Genomic DNA, 25,855 nt, shown 5'->3' with positions numbered 1-25,855 from the left:
AAGCGAACAATCAACAATGGAATTAAGGCTAGTGGCAAAGAGGCGGATTTTCATATAATTTTTTAAGCGTATGAAAATTTGTGGGGCTTCTAAAACTCCGCTTTGACTTCAAAATGCATCCGCTCTTTTGATTTTGGATGCGTGAAAGCCAAATGCTCTGCATGAAGATGCAATCTGCTACTCCTTTTCCCGTATAGATCATCACCCAAAATCGGTGTATTCAGTCCACTTGGATGTGCTGCATGCATTCTTAGCTGATGGGTTCGTCCCGTAATTGGAAAAAATTGGATTCTTGTCAACCCATCTTTTACCCCCAAAACTTTAAACTTGGTCTGTGATGGTTTTCCATATTTGTAGCAAACTAGCTGATGTGGTCGATTGTCCAAATCAACCCTAATTGGCAAATCGATCAAGCCTTCTTTATCCTGAATTTCACCATCTAGCAAGGCTAAATATCTTTTTTCTACAGTCCTCTTGACAAATTGGGATTGGAGTTCCTGATGTGTAAATTTATTCTTTGCAACCAAGATAATTCCCGAAGTACTCTGATCTAGTCTGTGAACCAAAATCGCATCTGGATAAAGGTCAACGATCCTCTTTTGGACTGAATCGCTCACATTTTTACCTGGAACAGACAAAAACTCTGAAGGCTTGTTCACAACCATCAGTACATCATCTTCATAAATCACCTCCAGCTCTTTGCCTTCGGCCGGGTTTTTCAAAAATGGGTTTTCTTCGACTTCAAGTCCCTTGAGCATGTGTCCCAAGATTGGTTCACATTTGCTTTTACAAGCTGGGTAAAATTCACCGTGCTTTCGGATCTCTGACTTTGGGGATTGTCCCCACCAAAATTCCGCCATAGCAATTGGTTTCAATTCATGCAGAAAAGCATAATGCAACAACTTCGGAGCAGCACATTCTCCTGATCCTGCAGGAATGGGAATATTCAAATCCAAGGAAAAAATTTCCCTCAAACTTTTCCATTCTTTTTCAGCATTCAGAAATTTATAATTATCAAAAAGTTGCTGTTGAAGTGCGTTGGATCGCTCTTTTCTTTCCATTTTCAGTTTCGCTAACTGATCTTCAAAGACAATTAAATTTCTTTTCAAACCTTGCAACTTCTCGTCCCATTCTTTGACAAATAGATTGAAAAAGTATTTATTCCTTAGGCTTTCATCTACCTGCTCCGCCAAAAGTTTGTCATAATCCTCAGAGCTCAAAACAGGCTGTAACTCTTTTTTCTTTTGTTTCCTCAATCTTCTGGCATTATTGACTTCCTCTTTCTTCCTTTCTATCTCCAATTGAGCTTTTTTACTAAGTTGCAGCCATTCTGATTTTAGAGAAATGTATTCTTCATTCGCTTCTAAAGTTTCAATTTCCTGATTGATCTTATTGATGATTTTTTCTCCATTTTTAAAAAAACCATCTGACCTCAGCATATCATATACTGGAGGTACAAAAAACTGATGCTCATTACTGTCAGCCAGCTTACCTGAAAACCCAGCCAAGAATCCCAGTTCCAAATTTGCTTTTTGCACCACCAACACACCGAACATCTTACCAATTGCCAAAGTTTTGTCTTCTGGATGCAAACCAAAATTATGAATCCAGTCTGTTTGGTTGGTAAGATATTCCTTAAGCTGAATGGCCGCATTTATTGCCAGCGGATTAGGTTGGTAATAAAATGGGAAAGTGAACTCCTTTGGAATTTCTAGTCCTTCTATTGATTCATGGAATGGGATAAATCTGTCTGCCACTATACTTTTCTATACAAATTGACATCAAAAGTATAAAGATTATTTGACAATATTCTCGAGAACCCAATTAGTCCTTGCTGCTGATTCACCTGTACTGATTGCCTCTGCTTTTCCCAAAATCGTATTTACAATATTTTCAATTAAGTTAAATTGTATATGCTTGGGAAGATCAAATTCAAAATATTGATATCCTTGTTCATCTGTAAATAGCTCAAATTCACCCTTCCCAAAAGTTTCAAACTTTATATAACCTTTACAACCATAGATAATAGTCTGATCTATTTTAGCACATTTTGCAGTTGTGAAGCACCAGTTGCCAGTACCAATCACCCCAGATTGAAATTTGAAGATCCCTGAAACAAGATCTTCAGCTTCATACTTTCCTGCTTGATTTGTCGAAAATCCATTTGCATCCACTATCCTACCCAACAAAAAGTCCATTAAGTCCATCTGATGTGATGCCAAATCATAAAAGTAACCCCCACCTGCTATTTCTGGATCTACTCTCCAATTTTCAGAAGCATTGGCTATGATATCCGATACCAATTCTTGCTTGAGGTCAATATGAACAGTTCTGATATCACCAATCACACCTTCTTCAATCAGTTCTCTTATTTTAACAAAATGTGGCAATGCTCTTCTATAATAAGCAACAAATAAGGGACTCTTATGCTCTTTGCAAATCTCCATCATCTCAATACATTCTTGAAAGGTTCTTGCCATTGGTTTTTCCAAATAGATTGGCTTTCCTGACTTTGCTGCCAATTTAGTCAATTCAGCATGTGGCTTGGGTGGTGTCGCAATGTAGATGGCATTGACCTCAGGATCGTTGATTAACTTTTCAGCATCTGTGTACCATTTAGAAATCTGATGTCTTTTGGCATAATCAATTACCTTTTCTTCACTCCTCCGCATTACGGCTACCAACTTGCTGTTTTCCACTAAGTTCATTGCAGGCGCTGATTTGACCTCACACACATTTCCAACTCCAATAATACCCCAGCGTACTTCTCTTTCCGATGATTTGTTCATGGTCATAAATTAACAATTAAATACCAATTTGTAGCTTTCTTTATCCTTAATCAAAGAATTTTTTGAACCAAATTGATTAAACTGAGTATATTTAGATAAATCAATTTTGATCTTATGCTACATTCAGAAGAACTTCACAATAACCCAAAACTCCACATTTTCCTTCCATTATTTTATACTCTTTGGATGGACAGCGTCTTGACACCAACAGAAATCAGTGAAATGCATAAGCTGATTAACAAACAAGATTGGATTTCAAGTACTGAAAAAGAATATCTGTTAAGTAAACTGAATCCTGCCGAAGGACCAAATTCCAAAGAACTAAAAAGTTGGAAGAAAAAAATAAAATCCATAGATCTAGACAGCACACATAGTCTGTCGCAGATTGGAGAATCTCTTGTCAAGCAGGAAAATCCAAACATCAGCATAGAAGAAAAAATCCATTTAGACTTTCAAGAAGCTGAAAAAGCACTTGGGCTGCTGAGTAAAGAAGCTGGATTTACTTTCAAATCCGGCCACCAAACCATCACTACGAAGCATAGAGAAGACCAAAGTTTTGCTACCGAAAAAATGACAGGGATTTTGGATGGTAAGCAAGCAAATTTGATCAAAAAAGTAAAAGCCGTAATATCTGATCCAACTTTTGCCTATCGTGATTATGACAGCTTATTAGATCAGAGAGAGCAGGTTCTTCAATGGTGTCAAGCTTTGGCAGATCAAGGTTTTGGTGCATGGGCTTTCCCAGAATATGCAAAAGGAAAAGATGATATGGAAGGCTATTTCACCATTATGGAAACTTTGAGTTATCATGATCTAAGTATGGTGATCAAATTTGGTGTTCAATTTGGACTTTGGGGAATGAGTGTGTTCTTTTTGGGAAGTGAAAAACATCATCAAAAATATCTCAAAGATATAGGAAGTCTCGAGCTTCCTGGGTGTTTTGCGATGACAGAGACAGGCCATGGCTCGAATGTGAGAGGACTGGAAACGACAGCGACTTATGACCACGAAACGAAGACGTTTTCCATTCACACGCCAAATCCTGATGCACGAAAAGAATACATAGGAAATGCGGCACTTCATGGACAAATGGCGACTGTATTTGCAAAGTTGATCATAGATGGTGAAGATTATGGAGTCAATGCTTTTGTAGTCCCCCTAAGATCGGAAGATGGAAAACTTGTAAAAGGTGTGCGCATAGAGGATTGTGGTCGAAAAATGGGTCTCAACGGTGTGGATAATGGCGTTATCTATTTCGATAATGTTGTCATTCCAAAAGAAGATATGTTGGACAAATTTGCCTTTGTCAATGAACAAGGGGAGTTCGAAAGTCCTATAAGCTCAGACAACAGGAGATTTTTCACAATGCTTGGTACGTTGGTGGGAGGTAGAATTGGAATCCCAAGATCAGCACTTGCAGCGAGTAAAACTGGTCTGACCATTGCCATACGACATGCTGAGAAACGGAAGCAATTTGGGCCTGAAGGAGGTGAAGAAGTTCCTATCTTGAATTATAGACTTCATCAGAGAAGATTGATGCCTCCTTTAGCTACTTCATATGCTTTACATTTCGCATTGCGATACCTTACGCAAAGATTTTTGGACAGAAAAGAAGAAGAAGCTCAGGAAATTGAAGCTTTGGCAGCAGGATTGAAAGCCTATACGACATGGTTTACAACGGCTACACTACAGGAATGCCGAGAAGCTTGTGGCGGAAAAGGCTATCTTTCCGAAAACAGAATCGATGCATTAAAAAATGATACGGACGTCTATACAACATTCGAAGGAGACAATGTCGTCTTGATGCAACTTGTAGCCAAGAACAGACTGACAGAGTTCAGGCAGGAATTTGGCCATATGAACATGTTCACCATTTTCAATTATATCACTGCCCAAGCGAAAACCTCAATCGTCGAAAAAAATCCAATTACTGTGAGAAATACAGACTCAAAACATTTATTGGATTTTGATTTTCATCTCAATGCTTTTGTTTACAGAGAAAAAGCAATTCTCAGCAGTGCCGCCCAAAGATTGAAGAAGCACATCGATGAAGGAATGGATTCATTTGATGCAACAAACGTGGCACAGCATCACTTGCAGAATGTAGGTCAGGCTTATATAGAAAGAGTTATCCTAGAGCAATTTCAAAAAACCGTAAATGAAACTACTGACGAAAGTTGCAAAATGGCCTTAACCCAACTTTGCCAACTATATGCCTTATATACATTAGAGAAAAATAGAGGGTGGTATTTGGAGCAAGGTTATATGGAGGGTGTAAAGACAAAAGCAATCAGAAAAGAAGTAAATCAGCTTTGTTGGGAAGTCCGCAAAAATGCCTCTGCTTTGATAAATGCTTTTGACATTCCAGAAAGCTGCATTGCTGCACCAATTGCAATGAAAACTGAATAAATCCCCTTATAAAAAATTAGAGATTTAGATGCTTCAAATCTTCTGATAGACCTTGGTTTTTGAAATAAATATGGTTAAATCCTTATTAGGATCAGATTTAGACAATGCAAAATAAGAGTATCCGCAATATTGTAGATTGGTTCGGAAAAGGAAATACAATTTGCAGATACTCTTCAAATGATGAAAACCCATATTTGTGCAGATTTGAGTAATCAACGTACCTTGAAATCGTTTAGCCAACATTCTATTGTTTGGCTAATTTCAAGAAAGCGGATAGACATTCAAAGAATAAAAGAAGGTCTTAGAAACTAAACCTAATCCAATTAATTGTCTTGACCATGTTGAAAATCAATAAATAGTGATAGTTTTGATAGAAATTTATCTATAAATATTTAACATGATCCAAGAATCAACTTCTACTAAAAATGAGAAAAGGTACTATAAAACCTTAATCATCTTTTCAATTTTGCTAATGCTTTTTGGTTTTCAACACATCACTACAGCACAGGGAATTTATACTGCTAGAGGCTATTGGGAAGAGACGAATAAAGCGACCTACAAAACCATCAAGAAGAAACAGAATGTGGGCGATCCTGTAACTGATGAGGAGATGTCTTACCTTTTGGATTTCGAAGATTTTTTGAATAACTACTATCAAAAGTTATCTGAAGATGAAAGGAATCTATATGAAAAGATGCGAATTCAGTGGGATAGAGAGGTAACTCCAACCAATAAAGCCCAGGCCATGCCAGCAGAATTTGAATGGAGAGGTATAGATCGGGTTATCGCTACTTCTTATGGTATATACTATGGAGCATCATTGGTTTCAGTTTTAGAATTGGACAATTTTGGTGTTTTGGGAATTCCTCTAGTGACTGGAGGATTGTGGGCACTGGGCCCTGTAATCAACCCAAAAAAGTTTGAAGACATAGACAGGTCAGTTATCAGAGCCAACAATGCCGGTAGATTTTTGGGGCTTATTTATGGAGGGTCCTTGGGCTTGGTGATTGGAGGAAATACTTTTAATGAAGGTAAGACTGCTTTTGCTTTTTCAACAGTTGGAAGTATAGCCCTTGGAGAAGTAGCATTTCAGATGCAAAAGAAAAGAAGGTATTCTGAAGGACATATTGAAGTAATGCGTCATCATGGAGTTCTAGGCTCATTTGTTGGTATTTCTGCGATTTCTGCCTTGAATTCAGACAATGGGAGGATATATGGACTAGGTGCTTTGGTAGGTGGAGCGACAGGACTTGCTTTGGGAAATATCGCTTCAAAAAAATACCCTTACTCAAAAGGTGATGGTAATTATGTTACCAATATGAGCCTAATAGGCACAGGAATTGGATTTGCCATTGCTACCCAAGCCACAATTGACAATTATAGTAATGGCGTCATTTTGATTCCTGCTGCGTTTAGTGTGATTGGTACAAGTATAGGCCAAAAAACAGTGAAAGGAGTAAATCTAACCAACAAGCAAGGCAGCACCATCAATTACGCAACAGGAGGAGCCGCTTTGGTTGGTTTGGGCGTGGCTGCCTTAGCAGAAAGTGGATCTCCTGCAGTAGTAATCGGTTTACCCTCTGGTTTTGCTCTGATTACACAGCAAATTCTTTTTTCAAAATACAAAAAAGAGAACATGAATTTTGACCTTTCAGGAAAGAACAAAGAGGAATCCATCAACTATTCTTTAAAATTCAATCCAGAAAACTATTTTGTCAATCAACAGCTTCAAGCCAAAGCGACTATTTTCAGTTCTTATTCACAACTTTCAGCACCAATTGTTAATTTCAAATTGAACTTCTAAGCAAACAAACCCTATGAAAAAAATCGTCAAACCACTTATTACATGCTTTTATCTATTTCTTAGTGTATCCGTACTTTTTGCTTCTGAAATAGAGAAAAAGTCTCTTCTTTGGAAAATAAGCGGAAATGGGCTTCAGGAAGATTCATACCTTTTTGGTACCATTCATATCATCTGCGAAGATCAATTTCTGATGAATGAAAAAATCGAATCAGCCTTAGATTCGTCGAAGCTTTTGGTACTGGAATTTGACATGACAGATCAAGAGCAGATGGGACAGTTACAACAACTGTCTATGAATCCCAACTTTGAAAATATAAAAGGACAATTCGAAGAAGCTCAAGCTGCCGCTTTGGATGAGTTTCTAAAAGAGAATTATGGTGCAGGTTTAGACCAATTGGGTATTTTGAAGCCATTTGTTTTATCTTCTATGGTCTTGATGAAGAGCTTGCCTTGTGACAACCAAATTAGCTATGAAAATCATTTTATAGAAAAATCCAAAACTTTGGATTTAAAAGTAGATGGTTTGGAAACTGCTAAATCGCAGATGGAGATATTTGATAAGATTCCGATGAAACTGCAAATAGATGAACTTGGAAAAATGATGTTGGAAGAAGATCGAGGCATGGATGAATTTAAAGAATTAGTTGAAGCGTATTTAAGTGAGGATATCGATACACTATATGACTTGATCACGAAAAGCGAGTTATTTAGCGAATATGGTAATTTGCTTTTGGAAGATAGAAATAGAGCTTGGATTCCGAGAATAGAACAGCTCATAAAAGAGAACACCGCATTCATAGCAGTTGGATCAGGTCATCTTGGTTCAGACACTGGTGTGATTCAGTTGTTGCGAGATGCTGGATATACTGTTAAGGCAGTTGATTAAGAAATACAAATCTTATTTCAATATCCACAAAAAAAGCTTGTGGATTCTACCATCTTCTCCTTCGATAGTGATTGTCTCATCAGGATCCCAGTCACCCACATCATAATTATGGGTGATAATTTTTGTCCCTGATTTCATTTTTTGGATTTTCGGCCGAAGTTTGAGATTAAGGTCTGGCCAAAGATATAAAACCAATACTGTTGCTTCGCTAAAATCAACTGCAAATAAATCTCCTTGAATAAAATAAACTAAATCTGACACTCCTTCTTGACTTGCTAAGGAATCGGCTAACATTACCAATTCTGAATCAAGCTCTACTCCTACTGCCCTAGCTCCAAAATATTTGGCAGCGGCAATTGGAATCCTACCATCTCCTGAACCCAAATCAAATAGAACATCATCTTTTGATAAATCAGCCAATTTCATCATTTCATTTACGACGGATTGAGGAGTAGTCACATAGGGAACTACATTAGCCAAATCACTTTCTGAACCTTGACAAAAAGCGCTGTTTGCTATTACAACTTGTAACAAAAATAGAAATATACTAAACTTCATGTTTAAACATAGTAGGCAAAAGGATGATAGAATTTTTGTTTTAACGACTATGTTTTATTCCAAATTATATGAATGCTAAATTATTCATCACTTTTCGTTAGAACCGAAGTGACTTTTTTGAGGCAGCATGATTGGCATTTTTTAGCTTTGGGGTTGATTGTCAAAGCTCTTCTTAAAGCTTCATCTCCATTATTAAATGGCCCTAAATAGTCTCTTTCCACTGGATCTGGAATCTTGGGACAATCTCTTTCATGAATAAAATAAAACCCATTCTCCTCACAATTCGAACTTAAATAAAAGAATTTCATAATTAAAGTTGGTAATCATATCAAATGTACATCTTCGTACACCCTAAAAAAATACCTACTAGTAGGTATTTTTTAATAAAAAAAATATTTTGTACTATATTTTGAAGAAATAGTTATATAAATTTAAAATTATTTTTACAGATTATTTCGCGTTTCCCTAATTCTCATTGGCATAGTATCGACTGTCTGCAAAATCAACCTCCAATCTGGCTTTGATTCTTCTTTCAACTTTACACCTCCGTCCAATCCTATTAAAATCCAACAATCTTTCCTGGACCCCATTTTGTATTTGGACGTTAATTCATTCAAATATTTGTCAGAAATATTAACTTCTCGATTAGATTCAATTTCTTCATTAAAAATTATGTAAACAATCTTACGATCCTTAATTTCAACTAATAGACTGTCTGTAAAATCATAATCAAATTCCTTTTCTTTAGGAAAAAAAAGTACGATCCTATTTTTCCATTTCAATTGATCTAAGTCCACAATTGTATCTTGTTTCTCAATTTCAAACATCAAAAAACACAACATTAACATACCCATAACCTTATTGTTTAAAATAATTTCACTTCTTTCTTAGCTCAATCACTGTAATTTCTGGCCAAATCCCTACCCTCCCAGAAAATGCATGAAAACCAAAGCCTCTATTTACATACAGATACCTTCCTGACTCTTCCACCAAACCTGCCCAATTCGGATATCTATATTGTACTGGGCTCCATTTTAGAATAGGTGTTTCTATTCCAAACTGCATTCCATGTGTATGACCAGAAAGAGTAAGATGTATTTTATTAGAGTTACGCTTCACTTCTCGATCCCAATGTGAAGGATCGTGCGATAAGAGAACCTTAAATTCTTCTTTGCTTGTCCCTTCCAAAGCCTTTTCCAAATCTCCTTTGGACTGAAAGCCAACTCCCCAATTCTCTACTCCTACCAATGTAATTTCTTGACCATCTTTCTGGATTTTTACATTTTCATCCAACAATAACCTATAGCCCAATCTTTTGTGTTGATCTTTGAATTTCTTAAAATTAGCTACCTTTTCTTCTGGGGAATCCCAACTCCCATAATCCCCATAGTCATGGTTCCCAATAATCGAAAATTGGCCATAAGGAGCTTTGATTTCCTTGAAAATTGATAGCATGGGCTCTATCTCTTCTGCATAATGATTGACCAAGTCTCCAGTAAACACAAATAAATCAGAGTTTTGAGCCATAGCAAGATCTACTCCCTTCCTGACAGCTTCATAATTCTTGAAACTGCCTGCATGAATATCAGAGATTTGAGTGATCGTAAAACCATCAAAAGCTTCTGGTAAATCGTCAAAATATAGGGTTTCTTTATGGACTGTAAAATTGTATTTGCCCTTGGTGATTCCATATACAAAACTCGTCAATGGAACCAAAGAAACTGTTAATGCAACTATACTCAACCATTTTACCCTAGAAGGAAATGTTGTTGCTTCTTTACCATTCAAAATATAAGATAAACCAGCTTGAAAATTTCTAACAATATCTTCCCCAAACAGAAAAATCACACAAACCAATTGAGTTACAATGAGTGTTAGGAATACATTCAAAACTTGCTGATGTTCAGTGCTTATCTCTCCTGCTTTGAAAATACTGTAAAACGTAAAGACCACCCAAAATGTGATACCTGTGAAAACAACCCAGTACACTGTGAAGGAAAAATTTCTGACTTTTATAGATTCCAAATCAGCAATCAAGGTTTTCAATGACTGAAAAACATACCAATTAAGAAAAGTGGAAAATAAAAAAACTGCAATTAAGAAAATTAAACCTCCAATTTGATTCATGTGTTCACTTTATATTTTATGGTTTTGGATACCCTTTTTTATTCTAAAAGCCATGAAGTCCAATAATCATGTTTTTCAACTACACCAACATGACCTGAAAATCAAATATCGATTTTCCAATATAGAAAACCTTCATATTATTCAATAGGAATACTTGTGGGCAATCACATTGATTTATACAGGAATACAACAAAAATAGTTCAGCTTAATTTATATTGAACAATTAGATGCACATAAAAACACATACATAGACTTTTTTTTAAAATTGACAAAGGAGCTTAAGGATTCAAACTAAGCTAAAACAGAAAACCAATAAACAACTAAGGGTCAATAGCTTTAAAAACATTTCTTTTAGACTTAAGAAACTAACATTTACCTCACCACTTTTAAAAAGCAAAATCGCTTCTGAAATTTCTTCGTGGCAAAATTCAGAAGCGAAATAATTAATCTAATTGTTTGATGATCACTTCAGAAAACAATCTTGACTTTCCTTTACCACCAAAAGTCCCATAGACAGGCAAAGTATTTAAAGGATGGTAACTACAAGCTAGTGGGATATAATTTTGATCAGAAAGTAAACCCAAGCTGGGGTCTAACCCTACCCACCCAGCTCCTGGTAAAAAGACTTCCACCCAAGCATGAAGCTCATGCCCTTCTGCCAATTCGGGATTGAAAGCATAACCACTTACAAACCTGGCTGCCATTCCAACTTTCCTAAGCATCTGCATCAAAAGCCAAGAGAGATCTCTACAAGAGCCTTTTTGACTTTCAAACATCTCTTGCACGGTCATCAAACCTTCTTCTTCCCTGATAATGTGTTTCCAATCCTTATGAACATCCGCTACCAGTGCTGCCAAAAAAGAAATATGATCTCTTGAAGCACTTTTTGCATTATTGATACAAGTAAGGAGTTCATCATGATCATCTTCAACCTGTCTATACAAATGCAAAGCAGGCAATAACTCATCTGGATAAACAAAGTAATCGAAAGGATAAATCAATCCACTTTGAAGTATAAAACCATATGGATTAAAAGCAGTAATTTCCAACTTAAGTTTTGATTGGACTTGAAGACTTGCTGTTGTCTCACTGAACCAAACTTGAAAATAAGGATTCCCTTCTGCATTGATTCTTTCGTTTTTCCCCATCGGAGTTGGAGCAATGAGCAACTCTGATTCAAGAACCTTGATGTAACTTCTCTGCTGAGGAATCAACAATAAACTATGGGGATTTAGACTTACTTTTTCATCATACGAATACTTCGACAAATGATCTACGAGCAGTATCATACTATTACATCTGGAATAGGCATGTCTTTTTCAAATGCTTTCTTCAATACATCAGCAGGCAACTCTTTGATAGCTTCTCTTAGCCTACCATTCCAAAATTCAGAAATATGCTGAAGTTCTTGTTGACTAAACCTTTTCTCAATGATGTTGTAGGTATCATTTTCCAAAACAACAGTATCAATTGGAAAATCCACATCATTCGCTGAAATTCTTGTCGCATCAAATGAAAGGAAAGCGCATTTCAAAGCATAATCCAAAGGCTCATCATAAGTCAAGGAGCGTTTTAAGACTGGATTGCCACCTCCTGAATTACCAATGATTACAAATGGTGTCCCTCTTCTGATTTCTATCCAGTTTCCTTGAGGATAAAGTAGATAGAGTTTTGGGGATTTATCTTCTTCAAGCTGTCCACCGATGATCGAAAACAGATTGAAAGACAATCCTGCTGACTCCAAATGTTCTTTATCTTCTTTTGCAACACGCTTTATCTGATCTCCAAATTCATTTACTGCTTTGTAAAGCTTGTTGAATTTATCATCCCTATCTTCTATAATTTCAGAAAAATATGTGATGGCTTTATCCCTAACCGAACGTAAGCCTGAGGTCATGATAAAAAATGAATGCTTTTTCTTATTGACAGTATATACTTTTTTAGAAGTGGTCGTCTCACTGCCGGAAGTAATCCTTGTATCAGAAAGTCCCACAATACCATATTTTGTTTTAATTCCTAAGCAAAATGTCATTATTGTTCGTTAATTTGAGATACAAAGTTATGCTTTATTTGAAAGAAATTCCGATCTATCTCATTTGATATTTTATTAATCTTCAACTGCATATCATCTAAGTACTCATGAAGCCCAGAATTGATCACATCCGAGACATCATCAAATTCCAATTTGGATCTTAATTCACCCATCGCTTTCTCTGCGCTATTTCTATACCCCGAACTACCTTCTCCTGATATCTTTTGTAGACACTTTTCAGCTTCTACCAGACAATAAAACATAGACCTAGGGAAATACTTATTGAGAACCAAAAACTCTACTACATTTGAAGAATCTATATTCCCGTAAATCCTCCTATATGTATTGAATGCGGTCACTGATTTCAAAAGGGCTGTCCAGTGCAAAAAATCCAATGGAGTACCTATCATAGTAGGAGAAGGTAGAATGATATGGTACTTTACATCAAGAATTCGGCTTGTCTTGTCTGCCCTTTCGAGATACATTCCCAATTGTCTGAAATGCCACCCTTCAGTCCTTGCCACTGTACTTTCTGCAAGCCCATAAAGCAATAAAACTTGATTTTTTACGGATTCGAAAAACTCTCTTAAATCTTCAGCCTTCCATTCTTTTTTTGTGGATTTTTTTTGCACAAAATGATAAAGTTCATTCAACTTTTCCCAAGTTTCTTTGGTCAAATTCTCTCTAATTATCCTTGCATTTTCCCTTGCAAAAGTAATCGAAGAGATAATAGAATTCAGATTTTCAGAATCAAAGGTCAAGAAATGAATGACATTTTTTCTATCAAACTTTAAGTTTTTTGTTTTGAAAAGTTCGTGATCTCCTGTCGCTAGCACAAGGGGCTCCCACTGCTCGTTCATATCAGGAGGTAAGTCCATCGATAGGTTGATGTTTACATCTATAAATCGGGCATAGTTTTCTGCTCTCTCCAAATATCTACCCAACCAATATATTGAATTTGCTACTCTACTTAACATACTTCTTAATTAATTATATAAAACCCATGTATCTTTACTACCCCCACCTTGGGAGCTGTTGACTACCAATGAACCTTTTTTGAGTGCGACCCTCGTGAGTGCACCAGGAATCACTTCGATCTCTTCACCATATAATATGTATGGTCTGAGATCTACGTGGCGTCCTTCCAATCCTTCATCGGTCAGCGTCGGCACAGTTGACAATGAAAGCGTAGGCTGAGCTATATAATTGTTTGGATTATTTCTTATCAAATTTCTGAATTTTTCATGTTCAGCTTCATCAGCTTTTGGGCCGATTAGCATCCCATAGCCTCCTGCTGCATTGGTTTCTTTTACTACCAGGTTATGGATATTTTCCAAGACATATTTCCTATCTTCTTCTTCCCTACACAAGTAAGTTGGTACATTGTTTAATATAGGTTCTTCATTTAAGTAATACTTGATGATTCTAGGCACATAAGCATACACGGCTTTATCATCAGCAACACCTGTCCCCGGAGCGTTTGCAAAAGCTATGTTGCCAGCTTTGTAAGCTTCAAAAATCCCTGGAACCCCAAGCATCGAATCTGGATTGAATGTCAATGGATCCATAAATGTATCATCAATTCTTCTATACAAAACATCAATTTGCTGGAGACCTTTGGTAGTCTGCATATAGACTTTACTATTTTTGGTCACCAAATCGACTCCTGATACCAACTCTACTCCCATTTGCAGCGCTAAATATGAGTGCTCAAAGTATGCTGAATTATAAATACCAGGTGTCAAAACTCCCACAACAGGCTTTTCTTTGTTGGATAGAAATTGAAGCATTTTGAGCAATTTTGCTGGATAATCTGATACTGGCATCACACCCATAGAATTGAAAAGCTCAGGATAAGCTCTTTTGATGATTTCCCTACTTTCTAGCATGTAGGACACTCCAGATGGACATCTAAGATTGTCTTCTAGGATATAATACTCGCCATTTTTATCCCTTACAAGGTCAGTACCCGTGATATGACACCAAATTCCCTTTGGAGGGGTCAGACCAATACAAGGTTCTAAATAATCCTTACTCTTCAGGATCAAATCTTCAGGTACTATTCCATCTTTGAGGATCTTTCTTTCATTGTAAATATCTTGTAAAAAAAGATTCAATGCATGTATCCTTTGTTTCAATCCAGCTTCCAATAATTGCCATTCTGAATTTGGGATAATCCGCGGTACAATATCCAAATGCAATATCTTCTCCGTTCCTTGATTGTCATGATAGACATTAAAAGTCATCCCCATTGCAATCTGGGTCTTGTTTGCAGAAAACTGCAATTGAGACATCTTCTTGGGACTTGTCTTTTTGACCAAACTCAAAAAAGAATTATAATGTGCTCGGCATACACCATCTTGACCGAACATTTCGTCAAAATTACCATTGATTTGGTATTTACTCGTTTCCATAAAATTTTGTTTAATAGGTTAAAAATCTGATCTTTAATCTAGGTAAAATTTATTGATAATACAAAAAAAGAGCTTTTCAAATATAGATTTTTTACAGTTATACTTTTTTTCTCCAAGTTTTGAAAATGCAGAATCTTGACTTTTAACAAGTTAACTCATCAAAATTATTTTCAATAGTTAAAATTCAAACTACTTTTTATCAAAAAAACATAAATAAAAAATAATTGAGGTAAATTATTAACCACTTTATTAAAACACTGTAAAAAAAATCAAATAATTAGCATTAAATGACATGAAAATACAAAATTTTGACATTAATTAAGACCTCAGGTCAAGACATAGAAAATCATAATTTTGAACTTAGGCAGCTCAATATTAACTCTAAAAAATCTCTTTTTTTCTATCTGAAATATTCATCTAGATCGGTTATCTTTAATGAAAATACCATTTATAAAAACTAACTATTGTTCCTCTTTTGTAAAAAGAAAATCAATAATGAAATACTTAAAATGAAGCAATGGCAAAACAAAAAAAGATTGCCAAAATGAATCAGCAATCTTTTTTTAAGTGAGTATTATCTTCTTTTTAACTTATCATCGAACCATTGGCTGTATTTGTACCTGGCTTTAACAATCTCAAACTACCGTCTTTATCTTCTGCCATGAGAATCATTCCTTCAGAATCTACCCCCATCATCTTGCGTGGTGCTAGGTTGATCAACATCGTGACTTGCTGACCTATCAAATCTTCTGGTTTGAAAAACTCCGCTACTCCACTCAAAACAGTCCTTTTTCCTAAGCCTGTATCTACAGTCAATTTCAAGAGTTTCTTGGATTTGGGCATTGGCTCTGCCGTAAGCACCGTAACTACACGCATATCCAACTTGGCAAAGTCATCGTAAGTAATTGTTTCTTTTTCTGGAGTTACAGCTGTATTTTCCAATTCATTCTTCTTTTTGGCTTCCAACAATTTATTTACCTGTGCTTCTACTACATTGTCTTCGATTTTTTCGAACAACAATGCCGCTGGATTAATACTAACACCAGCTTTAAGCAAATCAAACTCTCCTGCATTCTTCCAGTTCAAACCTGTTAAGTTGAACATATTGAATATTTTCTCCGAAGTAAATGGCAAAAAGGGTTCTGCAACCACAGCTAAGTTTGAGGCAATGTTCAAAGCAATATTCAAGATTGTTCCTGTACGATCTTTGTCGTCTTTTATCGTTTTCCAAGGCTCCGTATCTGCCAAGTATTTATTACCCAATCTTGCAAAATCCATTACAAAAGAAAGTGCCTCTCTAAACCTATATCTTTCTATTGAAGCCGCAATTTTATCCGGAAATGCCTTCATTGCCTCCAAAACCTCTTCATCATATGGAGACAAATCAGATTTGGCAGGAACAACTCCTCCAAAGAACTTATGGGTAAGTACGACAGCCCTGTTCACAAAATTACCATACACAGCTACCAACTCTGAATTATTTCTTCCCTGAAAATCCTTCCAAGTAAAGTCATTATCTTTTGTCTCTGGAGCATTTGCTGTCAATACATAGCGTAAGACATCTTGTTTACCTGGAAATTCCTCCAAATATTCATGCAACCATACCGCCCAATTTCTGGAAGTTGAAATCTTCTCACCTTCCAAGTTCAAAAATTCATTTGCAGGTACATTCTCAGGAAGGATATACTCACCATGCGTTTTTAGAATAGCAGGGAAAATAATACAATGGAATACAATATTATCTTTTCCGATAAAGTGCACCAACTTGGTCTCTTTATCTTTCCAATATGGCTCCCAGTCTTTGCCTTTTTCATTTGCCCACTCTTTAGTAGAAGAGATATAGCCAATAGGTGCATCAAACCAAACATAAAGCACTTTTCCATCAGCACCTTCTACAGGAACTGGTATTCCCCAGTCCAAATCCCTAGTCATGGACCTTGCCTGCAATCCATCACCCGCTTCCAACCAAGAGCGACATTGCCCAAGTACGTTATTCTTCCAATCATCCTTATGATCAACAAGAATCCATTTTTGTAAAAATTCAGTATATCTGGCCAAATCCAGAAACCAATGTTTAGTCTCTTTCAAGACAGGTGTGTTCCCACTTAGCTTCGATTTTGGATTGATCAAGTCTGTAGGACTCAAAGAACTTCCACATTTTTCGCACTGATCACCATATGCCCCATCATGTCCACACTTAGGACAAGTGCCTTCGATATATCTGTCAGCCAAGAACTGCCCTGCTTCTTCATCAAAATACTGCTCTGTGGATTGTTCCAAGAATTCACCTTTTTCATAAAGATCCTTGAAAAATGCAGAAGCTGTTTCGTGATGGATTTTTGCAGAAGTTCTTGAATAATGGTCAAAACTAATTCCGAAAGCTTCAAAGCTCCCTTTCATCATTTCATGATATCTGTCCACGACTTCCTGTGGCGTAATCCCCTCCTTTTTGGCTTTGATGGTAATCGCCACTCCATGTTCATCAGAACCGCAAACATAAGCCACATCTCTCCCCATAGACCGAAGGTATCTAACATAAATATCGGATGGAATATAACAACCAGCCATGTGACCTATGTGAAGTGGGCCATTGGCATAAGGCAAAGCAGAAGTAACTGTATATCTTTTAAAGTCTTTATTATTCATATGGTACAAAGATAGCTTTTTTGGAAAGTTTTGTTTGAGAAAATCTGGGATATATCAAGCCTTTTGAAACTCTTCTCTAGCTTCGTCTGTCAGTATTCCTTGATAAATAATCTGAATTGCCTGATCGAAAATCTCAGAAGTACTCAGATTCATTTCGTTACGCATTTCCTTTGGAAATTGAGACAAAAATTTGGGATCAATCAAGCTCTGAATGGCTGAAGCATAGATAAGCACAATCATTGTCTTGTTCATTTTTGCAGAGACAAATCCCTTTTCTATTCCTTCTTCGATCAATTTTTGAAACCTTAGATATGCAGAATCTCGAATATACTCTTGCAATTCTGACCAGATATCTGGCGCATGGTCTCTCAAATCCTCCAACAACTCTGGATTGATCGGAGCCAAATCGCGCGCTACTATCGTAAGGAAAGATTTCAATTTGACAGTATAGGGAATATGCTTGTTGGCAAAAAGAGATTGAACTTTAATTGATAGGGTATTTTTTAATAAATCAAAAGAAGCTGCCAGCAATTCTAGCTTACCCGGGAAATATTTATAGAGGGTCTTCTTGCTCATAGACAAGTCCTGGGCGATATCATCCATTGTTGTATTCTTATAACCCTGCTTCAAGAAAAGCTTATAAGCTCGATCTAAGATTTTGGCTTCTATTTCAGTTTTTTTGCTCATTTTTGTGGACTAGGGAGCAAATATATACAATCCGATTAATTTACCTGCCCATTTTCCAAACTTAGTCCTTTTGAAAAGCTTTGTGCTTTCACTGCCATAGCTTAATTTTGGTCTTTGGCATTATTTCAAAAAATTAGCAAAAACTCAATGACTCCATCGCAAGCAGAAGCTAGAATTGCTGAATTAACTAAACAAATCAACTATTATAATCATCAGTATTATCAAGAAGACTATTCTGAAATCTCTGATTATGAATTTGACAAATTGCTTGAGGAATTGATCCAACTTGAAACAGACTTTCCTGAATTCCTCACCGAACAGAGTCCTAGTCAGCGAGTAGGAGGAACTATCACGAAGGAGTTTGAAACTGCATCGCATGAAACAAGGATGCTCTCTTTGGGGAATACTTACTCTGAAGAAGAACTTTTGGCATTTGATGAAAGAGTAGCCAAAGGCTTGGAGCATAGAAATTTTGAATACTTCTGTGAACTCAAGTTCGACGGGGTGGCAATCAGTCTAGTATATGAAAATGGTAAGCTTGTGAGAGCTGTCACGCGAGGGGATGGAACAAAAGGCGATGTAGTCACCGAAAACATCAGAACAATCAGAAACATACCTATATTTTTTACTGATCAAGACATTCCTGCAAAGTTTGAAGTTCGAGGTGAAATATTCCTGCCAAGAAAAGAGTTTGAGAAAATAAATAATGAACGTGCAGAAAATGGTGATCCACTGCTTGCAAACCCAAGGAATGCAGCTTCAGGAACTGTCAAAATGCAGGACAGCAGCATTGTAGCCAAAAGAAGGTTGAACTGCTACTTTTATCAGTTGATCACAAATGAAACGGAAGTCAATCAGCATGACAGTGCTATGGCTTTGTTGGAAAAATGGGGGTTTAACGTCTCTCCTACTTACAAAAAATGTGATTCTATCAAAGAAGTCCTACAATACATTGAAGAATGGAGAGAAAAAAGACATAGCTTGCCCCTTGACACAGACGGAGTAGTGTTAAAGGTAAATGATTATGACCAAAGAGAAGAATTGGGATTCACGGCAAAAATTCCCCGATGGGCGATTGCATACAAATACCAAGCAGAGAGTGCAGAAAGTCAACTACTATCGATTACCTATCAAGTTGGCAGAACTGGGGCAATCACGCCAGTAGCAAATCTTGCACCCGTGCAGCTCGCTGGGACCACCGTGAAAAGAGCCTCTTTACACAATGCAAATGAAATAGAAAGGTTGGGACTGTACGAAGGGGATTATGTTTTTGTGGAAAAAGGAGGAGAAATCATTCCTAAAATCACTGCAGTTTCGATAGAAAAAAGAAATTCTGAAGCTAAACCAATTCAATACATTGCCCATTGTCCGGAATGTGGGACAGAATTGATCAGAAGAGAAAGCGAAGCAAAGCACTATTGCCCAAACACCCAAAGTTGTCCTCCTCAATTGTTGGGAAGAATCGAACATTTTGTTCACAAGAGAGCAATGGACATTGACTCCATGGGCACCGAAAGAATCAGGGCATTGATCGATCAAGGATATATTTCAAATTTTGCCGACATCTATGACTTGGAATCCAAAAGTGATGAACTCCTTGGATTGGAAATGAATCAAGACCAATATCAGAAAACTGACGAGGGCATGCTTTACATTTCCCTTCACAAGGCGCTTTTCGCATTGACTGAGGGAATTTCATTGTCTGCTATCGGTAAGTTTTTGGAAGAAAACATAGAAAATGCACTGGAAGAAACTCTCAAAAATTTTCTTACATACATCCGTGAAAGCAAAAAGAAAATTGCACAAAATGTAGGGACGATTCAATTACTAGAAGGATTGCTTCAATCATATCCTTTTCCCAAAGTAGAAGAGTTTCTACCATTGCCTTTGGTCCTTTCGCTTTTGGTTGGGAAAAAAGCAGGAATCAGTCGTCTAAAAGAAGTAGCAATCCATGAAAGCACAGTGCATGGAATCCTTTTGAAACTCAACTTGGACTTAAGCAAAGAACAGGAAGATCGAATTAAAAAGCTTAAAGCAAACACTTTTCAAGAAGGTGTAATCACAAATATGATTGAAGGGATCAAGGCATCAAAAGAACAAAGTTTCGAACGAGTGCTCTTTGCTTTGGGGATTAGAAACATTGGTGAGAACACTGCCCAGATTTTGGCAAGATCCTTCAAAAACATTGACAATTTGAAGAATGCAAGTTCAGAAGCCCTATTGGAGGTAAATGGAGTCGGTGAGACTTTGGTCAATAGCCTTAAAGAGTTTTTCTCAGAAGAGGAAAATATCCAAATCATTGATAGATTGAAGGCCCAAGGTTTGAATTTTGAGATTGAGGAAATAGAGAGATCCTTGGAAAGCAATAAGCTAGAAGGTAAAAAAATTCTTGCATCTGGAAAATTGAACCATTTCAAGAGAGATGAAATTATTGACTTCATTGAAGCAAATGGCGGTCAATATGTAAAATCCGTTTCTAAAAGTCTTGATTTCATAATCGAAGGCGAGGATATGGGGCCAAGCAAAAAAGAGAAAGCAGAAAAACTTGGTGTAAAATTGATATCAGAAGAAGATTTTATGAAAATGATGGGAAAAGAGATTTGAGTATGGAGATTTTAAAGAGACAATTTATCACAAGAGGTTTCAAAAAGAAAATTCACCTTAAAAGAGAAAACCCTGCATTTCCAGAGGTTGTAAGATCCGTTGGGATTCTAACAAATACTCAGGAAGAGCTTTTGGAAAGCAAAGAAGTTATTTTTAATATGTTTGGAAAATCAGTTGAAGTATCAGGATTTTACAATTCCAAAAATGATATAGATAACGGGATCTCTTCTCAGGACTTCAGCCTTTGGGGCAAACCAAATACGAAAGTTAAAAGCTTTCTTGAAAAAAAAACAGATTTTATATTGGTTCCAACTTTAAACCTTAGTCCTTATTTGCTTTATTTGCTGCTGCATTCGAAATCTGCATCAAAAATCGGTTTCTATTCACCTCAAAACCGATCTTATTTAGACTTGATGCTCAACAATGAAGACAAAAATTTAAAAGAAAATATCCAAGATTTATTGGACTATTTCATTAAAGTAAAAGAAGCATGTTAAACTTACTTGGAACGGGAGTTGCGTTGGTCACGCCTATGAATGAAGATCACTCTATTGATTTTGGAGGATTAGAGAAATTGATCAATCATGTGATAGCTGGAGGAGCTGATTATTTGGTAGTGCAGGGCACAACAGGAGAATCTGCAACTATGACTAAAGAAGAGAAAAAACAGGTTCTGAAAGCTTCCATTGATATCAATTCTGGAAGGTTGCCAATAGTATACGGCTTAGGTGGAAATAATACTTACTCTGTACTTGAAGAAATAAAGCAAACCGATCTTTCAAATGTTGATGCGATTCTTTCTGTATGCCCCTATTACAACAAACCTTCCCAAGCAGGAATCATTGCTCATTACACAGCTATTGCAGATGCTAGCCCGATTCCAGTGATTCTTTACAATGTACCCGGCAGGACTGTTACAAACATGACGGCATCGACTACATTGACTTTGGCAAATCATCCAAATATCATAGCGATGAAAGAAGCAAGTGGGAACATGGAGCAGTGCATGCAGATCGTTGCAAATATGCCTTCGGATTTCTTGATGATTTCCGGAGATGATATGATGACTACAGCTCTCCGTGCAGTTGGAGGTTCTGGAGTGATTTCAGTTTTAGCAAATGCATATCCTGCTATATTCAAAACAATCTGCCATGGCAATTTGGAAGATTCAAAAAAAGCTACTTTCAAACTTCTTTCCTTAAATCCATTAATGTATGAAGAAAGTAATCCTGTAGGATTGAAGTATTTATTGAAGGAATTAGGTATATGTAAAGAAGCTGTGAGACTTCCATTAGTAGAAGCCTCTGATAAACTGAGAGAAAAGATACAAGCCGCAATGGTACTATAAAAATCAAGAGCTAGAATCAAAAAATAACTTTGGGGTATGAAAATACCCCGAAGGTTTAAAAAGGTATAAGAGTATCCGCAATTTTGCACGTTGGGTATGAAGAGGCATTACAATATGCGGATGCTCGTCAACTGACGACAGCCCACACTTGTGCGCCGAGACGTAGTCAACTTAACTTGAAATTGCTCGTCTCACAATCTATTGTTTGGCTACATACAAGAAATAGGATAATTATAAAAAAGTATTTAAGTATCCGCAAGGTTGTACAGTTTCTATTGAACAAACTTTCTATAGAGAATGAAAGTGTTACGATTTTAATGTATCATTATTAATATTTGTTTAAATGTATATCCCTTTTCATACCAGTAGAATCTAAATAATTGAATTAACCTGTGATTTCGAACCAATATCAATAAATATCCAATATCTATTAGTATCAGTTTGCCAAAAAACAATCGTTTAATTGATTAGTGGCATGATTGCGGATAATCATATTTCTTTAAATTTCAAATATGCAACAAGCAGTTTCACTTTTAGAACTAAATAATATTATCAGGGATTCTTTGGAAAACAACCTATCACCTAGCTATTGGGTAGTTGCTGAAATCGGAGAATTGAAACTTGCTCCTCAGGGACATGCATATTTGGAATTGGTTGAAAAAAATGGAAACCAAGTAAAAGCAAAAATCAGAGCCAATATTTGGCAATATACTTTTCGTACTGTATCGGGAAAATTCAAAACTACTACAGGTCAAGAAATTCGTGCAGGTATGAAGATTCTGGCTTTGGCGACAGTCACTTTCCACGAACTCTATGGGATGAGCCTGACTATCAAAGATGTCGATCCTAATTTTACTTTGGGCGAGAGGGCTCGAATCCGACAGGAAATAATCGATAGATTGACTTCAGAAGGAATGATGGCTTTGAACAAAAGATTTGAACTCCCTTCAGTCCCACAAAGAGTAGCTGTCATCAGTAGTCAATCAGCTGCTGGGTATGGTGATTTTGTACAGCAATTACAATCCAACCGATATGGCTATCAGGTTCATTTCAAACTCTTTCAAGCAACACTCCAAGGGACAGAAGCACCCAAAACCATGATAAATGCCCTCGAACAAATTGAGGAAGAATCGCAAGATATTGGTTTTGACATGGTCGTTATCATAAGAGGAGGAGGCGCACAGATGGATTTAGATTGCTTTGATGATTATCAATTGGCATTGGCAATAGCAAAATTTCCCCTGCCTATCATTACGGGAATAGGTCACGAAAGAGATGAAACTATCGCTGACCTCGTGGCGCATACTAAAGTAAAAACACCTACTGCAGCAGCTGAATTTATTTTGTCCGGATTTCTGGATTTTGAAGAAAATCTCCTGACTTATCTCAAGAAAATAGAAAGGAATGTCTCACAAAGGCTTGCTTGGGAAGATCGTAGATTGACAGAATCTGAAACAAGAATAAAAAATGCAAGTAATCAAAGCATAAATCGATCATTCGAAGCATTGGAGCAGAAGAAAAAAAATATATTTCAAACAACTTCCAACGCACTTAAATTAGAGACTTATAAAGTTCAAAACTTTGAATCGATTATCAAAAAAGACTCGAAAATAAGGCTGCAAAATGAAGAAAAGAATATATATTCGTTAGAAAAAACAATTCAGAATCTGAATCCCATGACCTTTTTGGAAAAAGGATATACCCGATCAGAAATTGACGGGAAACCAATCCATAAATCTGAACCAATGGAAGGAATGGAAATGATAACTTTTAGCCGAATCCAAAAAATAAAAAGCACAATTACAAAAATAGAACAAAATGGAAACCAATAATTTAAGCTACGACAACGCATTAAAAAGAATAGAACAAATTGTAGAAAAATTGGAAACGGGAGAAGAAGGAATAGATAAACTTTCATCTTTGGTAAAAGAAGCTGCCACTTTGGTGAAACATTGTAAATCTAAATTGAGGATGACAGAAGAAGAAATCAATAAAGCATTTGAGGATTAAAGAATGTCAATATTGCTTAGACTGAACCAAATTAAAAATATAACTAAATCAAACTTTAATTTATACTACGATTCTATCCTCTCTAGAATAAAATCTGGCAAGCAATTTGTTAAAAAAGGTTAAATCGATTTTTAATAATTTAATAAAACTACCAAAAAATGTTTATCACTCAAAAGACATATTGGCCTCTATTGATAATATTCGTGTTGATTCTTGTATCAGAGGAAGGAAAAGGACAGAGTTTTTATGAGTACAAAGTTCCAGTAGAACATTCTATCATTATCGGGGCAGGGCCTTCTTTCATCTATGCTGACAATGGGGGAATATATAGTAAATTAAAGTTCAAATTGAACCCGTCCATATCTGCGGCTTACAGCAAAAAATTGAATCGTAGCTTTGATTTACGAGCAAATATTGGACACCAACAAATAGAAGGACTAAAATCTACAAATGCTACAATTTTAGAAATGTGGGAATCTAGATCTTCAGCATATAATTTTAGTGGGAGAGTCAATTACTTGGATATCATGCCTGTTTTCAATGTTTTCCCGGCTGACCATGCTTACCTAAGGACTGGGTTTAATATTTATGGGGGACTAGGCCTTGGTATCTTGATGTCAAAAGTAGATCTAGAGTATGAGAATCGAATAGTGGAAGACCATAAAACGGTGACTATGTATATCCCAGGAAGAGCAGGGATTTCTTACAAGCTAAATGATAAAACTGATATTATGCTGGAAGGGTCACTCCTATTTAGCTTTTCTGACAATATTGATGGAAATGAAAATTTCAACAGACTTGACGATCACCTTTGGCAGGTTCAAGTTATGTTAAAAAGATACTTAAAACCATCAAAACTATGGTAAATAGAATTAACCTGTAAGGTTTTGGTTGCTACACAGGGTTTTCTAGGAAAGAATTTTTCCAATTTGATTGGTAAATTCTAATAGCAAAATTAGAAACTTATTATTGTATTTTCAGAAAGTTTATTTTTTTGATCAACTAGCATATTCTCTTGGGTTTTCAAGAGCTTTGCAACAGATACTTTCTTGGGATATTTACTAATAGATTTTGATTGATTCCTGGGATTCTGATAATGAAATAGTCCTTATTGGCTTTATTTACACATTCTCCAGACATACCTTCCAAAGCCCCTCCGATAATGGAAACTTTTTCGCCTGGCTCAATTTCAGAATTGTCAGTTTCTACAGCCACACCAGTCTCAAGGATTCGTTTGATAGCGTTGATCTCTACTTCTCTAACTATAGCATGCTCACCTGAGAAATTCACAAACTTAACCGCTCCTGGTACCTGAAGAACATCCCAAAACTCTGTTTTCCTAGTTTTGACAAACAAATAACCATTGAAAAGAGCTTTTTTTACCTTTTTCTTTCTATCACTCCACTGTCTCAGTTCCTCAATCATAGGTAAGAATACCTCCAAACCTTTTTCTTCAAGTCTTTGAGCTACTTTTTTCTCAGCTCTTGAGGTTGTGTAAAGCACAAACCAGTTTAATTCTGTCATAAATCTTATTTGCTTCA

The 25,855-nt window shown here is 36.4% G+C and carries 22 protein-coding genes; 9 read left to right on the top strand and 13 right to left on the bottom strand.

Going from position 1 to position 25,855, the window contains the following annotated elements:
• Nucleotides 1-89: 89 nt before the first annotated feature.
• Both MM213_RS18015 and MM213_RS18010 read right to left on the bottom strand, forming a co-directional pair.
• A complete protein-coding gene (locus tag MM213_RS18015) occupies nt 90-1,757 on the bottom strand; it encodes an RluA family pseudouridine synthase (RefSeq protein ID WP_241414288.1) in 1,668 nt (555 codons plus the stop codon).
• Nucleotides 1,758-1,796: 39 nt separating this feature from the next.
• Nucleotides 1,797-2,789 (bottom strand): Gfo/Idh/MocA family protein, encoded by a 993-nt coding sequence (locus MM213_RS18010; RefSeq protein ID WP_241414287.1) that lies wholly within the window; start codon nt 2,787-2,789, stop codon nt 1,797-1,799.
• A 114-nt stretch (nt 2,790-2,903) separates the two neighbouring features.
• On the opposite strand from MM213_RS18010, the gene MM213_RS18005 reads away from it, so the two are divergent.
• The 3 genes from MM213_RS18005 (at nt 2,904) to MM213_RS17995 (ending at nt 7,888) form a co-directional block, all read left to right on the top strand.
• A complete protein-coding gene (locus MM213_RS18005; RefSeq protein ID WP_241414286.1) occupies nt 2,904-5,198 on the top strand; it encodes an acyl-CoA dehydrogenase family protein in 2,295 nt (764 codons plus the stop codon).
• A gap of 397 nt (nt 5,199-5,595) precedes the next feature.
• The gene (locus MM213_RS18000; RefSeq protein ID WP_241414285.1) at nt 5,596-7,002 is read left to right on the top strand and encodes a hypothetical protein; all 1,407 of its coding nucleotides are present in this window, start codon (nt 5,596-5,598) and stop codon (nt 7,000-7,002) included.
• 13 nt (nt 7,003-7,015) lie between these two features.
• A complete protein-coding gene (locus tag MM213_RS17995) occupies nt 7,016-7,888 on the top strand; it encodes a TraB/GumN family protein (protein WP_241414284.1) in 873 nt (290 codons plus the stop codon).
• A gap of 12 nt (nt 7,889-7,900) precedes the next feature.
• Here the strand turns inward: MM213_RS17995 and MM213_RS17990 are convergent, their stop codons facing one another.
• The 10 genes from MM213_RS17990 to MM213_RS17945 form a co-directional block, all read right to left on the bottom strand.
• Nucleotides 7,901-8,446, bottom strand: a complete 546-nt coding sequence (locus MM213_RS17990) for a methyltransferase domain-containing protein (protein WP_241414283.1) — start codon at nt 8,444-8,446, stop codon at nt 7,901-7,903.
• 80 nt (nt 8,447-8,526) lie between these two features.
• Nucleotides 8,527-8,754, bottom strand: coding sequence for a hypothetical protein (locus tag MM213_RS17985; RefSeq protein WP_241414282.1), 228 nt, complete (start codon nt 8,752-8,754; stop codon nt 8,527-8,529).
• Nucleotides 8,755-8,889: 135 nt separating this feature from the next.
• The gene (locus MM213_RS17980; protein WP_241414281.1) at nt 8,890-9,300 is read right to left on the bottom strand and encodes a DUF4174 domain-containing protein; all 411 of its coding nucleotides are present in this window, start codon (nt 9,298-9,300) and stop codon (nt 8,890-8,892) included.
• A gap of 22 nt (nt 9,301-9,322) precedes the next feature.
• Nucleotides 9,323-10,573 carry a metallophosphoesterase gene (locus tag MM213_RS17975; protein WP_241414280.1) on the bottom strand — a complete coding sequence of 417 codons (1,251 nt, stop codon included), beginning with the start codon at nt 10,571-10,573 and terminating at the stop codon, nt 9,323-9,325.
• Between the two features lie 443 nt (nt 10,574-11,016).
• Nucleotides 11,017-11,862, bottom strand: coding sequence for a transglutaminase family protein (locus MM213_RS17970; protein WP_241414279.1), 846 nt, complete (start codon nt 11,860-11,862; stop codon nt 11,017-11,019).
• A complete protein-coding gene (locus tag MM213_RS17965; protein WP_241414278.1) occupies nt 11,859-12,605 on the bottom strand; it encodes a proteasome-type protease in 747 nt (248 codons plus the stop codon). The genes MM213_RS17970 and MM213_RS17965 overlap by 4 nt, the downstream gene beginning before the upstream one ends.
• Nucleotides 12,605-13,582: an alpha-E domain-containing protein gene (locus MM213_RS17960; RefSeq protein WP_241414277.1), complete on the bottom strand. Its 978-nt coding sequence runs from the start codon at nt 13,580-13,582 to the stop codon at nt 12,605-12,607. The genes MM213_RS17965 and MM213_RS17960 overlap by 1 nt, the downstream gene beginning before the upstream one ends.
• A 9-nt stretch (nt 13,583-13,591) precedes the next feature.
• Entirely contained in the window at nt 13,592-15,019 is a 1,428-nt protein-coding gene (locus MM213_RS17955; protein ID WP_241414276.1) for a circularly permuted type 2 ATP-grasp protein, read from the bottom strand.
• 585 nt (nt 15,020-15,604) lie between these two features.
• A complete protein-coding gene (metG, locus tag MM213_RS17950; RefSeq protein WP_241414275.1) occupies nt 15,605-17,665 on the bottom strand; it encodes a methionine--tRNA ligase in 2,061 nt (686 codons plus the stop codon).
• A gap of 54 nt (nt 17,666-17,719) precedes the next feature.
• Entirely contained in the window at nt 17,720-18,352 is a 633-nt protein-coding gene (locus MM213_RS17945) for a TetR/AcrR family transcriptional regulator (protein WP_241414274.1), read from the bottom strand.
• A gap of 147 nt (nt 18,353-18,499) precedes the next feature.
• Here MM213_RS17945 and ligA point away from each other — a divergent pair, with 147 nt between their 5' ends.
• The 6 genes from ligA (at nt 18,500) to MM213_RS17915 (ending at nt 25,180) form a co-directional block, all read left to right on the top strand.
• Nucleotides 18,500-20,956 carry an NAD-dependent DNA ligase LigA gene (ligA, locus tag MM213_RS17940; protein ID WP_241414273.1) on the top strand — a complete coding sequence of 819 codons (2,457 nt, stop codon included), beginning with the start codon at nt 18,500-18,502 and terminating at the stop codon, nt 20,954-20,956.
• A gap of 2 nt (nt 20,957-20,958) precedes the next feature.
• Nucleotides 20,959-21,453, top strand: a complete 495-nt coding sequence (locus MM213_RS17935; protein ID WP_241414272.1) for a DUF6913 domain-containing protein — start codon at nt 20,959-20,961, stop codon at nt 21,451-21,453.
• Complete coding sequence (dapA, locus tag MM213_RS17930) at nt 21,447-22,304, top strand: 4-hydroxy-tetrahydrodipicolinate synthase (RefSeq protein ID WP_241414271.1); 858 nt, start codon at nt 21,447-21,449, stop codon at nt 22,302-22,304. The genes MM213_RS17935 and dapA overlap by 7 nt, the downstream gene beginning before the upstream one ends.
• A 512-nt stretch (nt 22,305-22,816) precedes the next feature.
• On the top strand, nt 22,817-24,136 hold the full coding sequence (xseA, locus tag MM213_RS17925) for an exodeoxyribonuclease VII large subunit (protein WP_241414270.1): 1,320 nt from the start codon (nt 22,817-22,819) through the stop codon (nt 24,134-24,136).
• Entirely contained in the window at nt 24,123-24,314 is a 192-nt protein-coding gene (gene xseB, locus MM213_RS17920; protein WP_241414269.1) for an exodeoxyribonuclease VII small subunit, read from the top strand. The genes xseA and xseB overlap by 14 nt, the downstream gene beginning before the upstream one ends.
• Nucleotides 24,315-24,472: 158 nt before the next feature.
• Nucleotides 24,473-25,180 (top strand): DUF6089 family protein, encoded by a 708-nt coding sequence (locus MM213_RS17915; protein ID WP_241414268.1) that lies wholly within the window; start codon nt 24,473-24,475, stop codon nt 25,178-25,180.
• Between the two features lie 157 nt (nt 25,181-25,337).
• On the opposite strand, the gene MM213_RS17910 is transcribed toward MM213_RS17915, so the two are convergent.
• Nucleotides 25,338-25,838 carry a UpxY family transcription antiterminator gene (locus tag MM213_RS17910; protein ID WP_241414267.1) on the bottom strand — a complete coding sequence of 167 codons (501 nt, stop codon included), beginning with the start codon at nt 25,836-25,838 and terminating at the stop codon, nt 25,338-25,340.
• Nucleotides 25,839-25,855 lie beyond the last annotated feature (17 nt).

The sequence above is a fragment of the Belliella alkalica genome (genome assembly GCF_022549785.1).
GTDB lineage: Bacteria > Bacteroidota > Bacteroidia > Cytophagales > Cyclobacteriaceae > Belliella > Belliella alkalica.
Note: the sequence above shows the minus strand (reverse complement) of the source record. Positions and strands in the feature narration are given on the sequence as shown.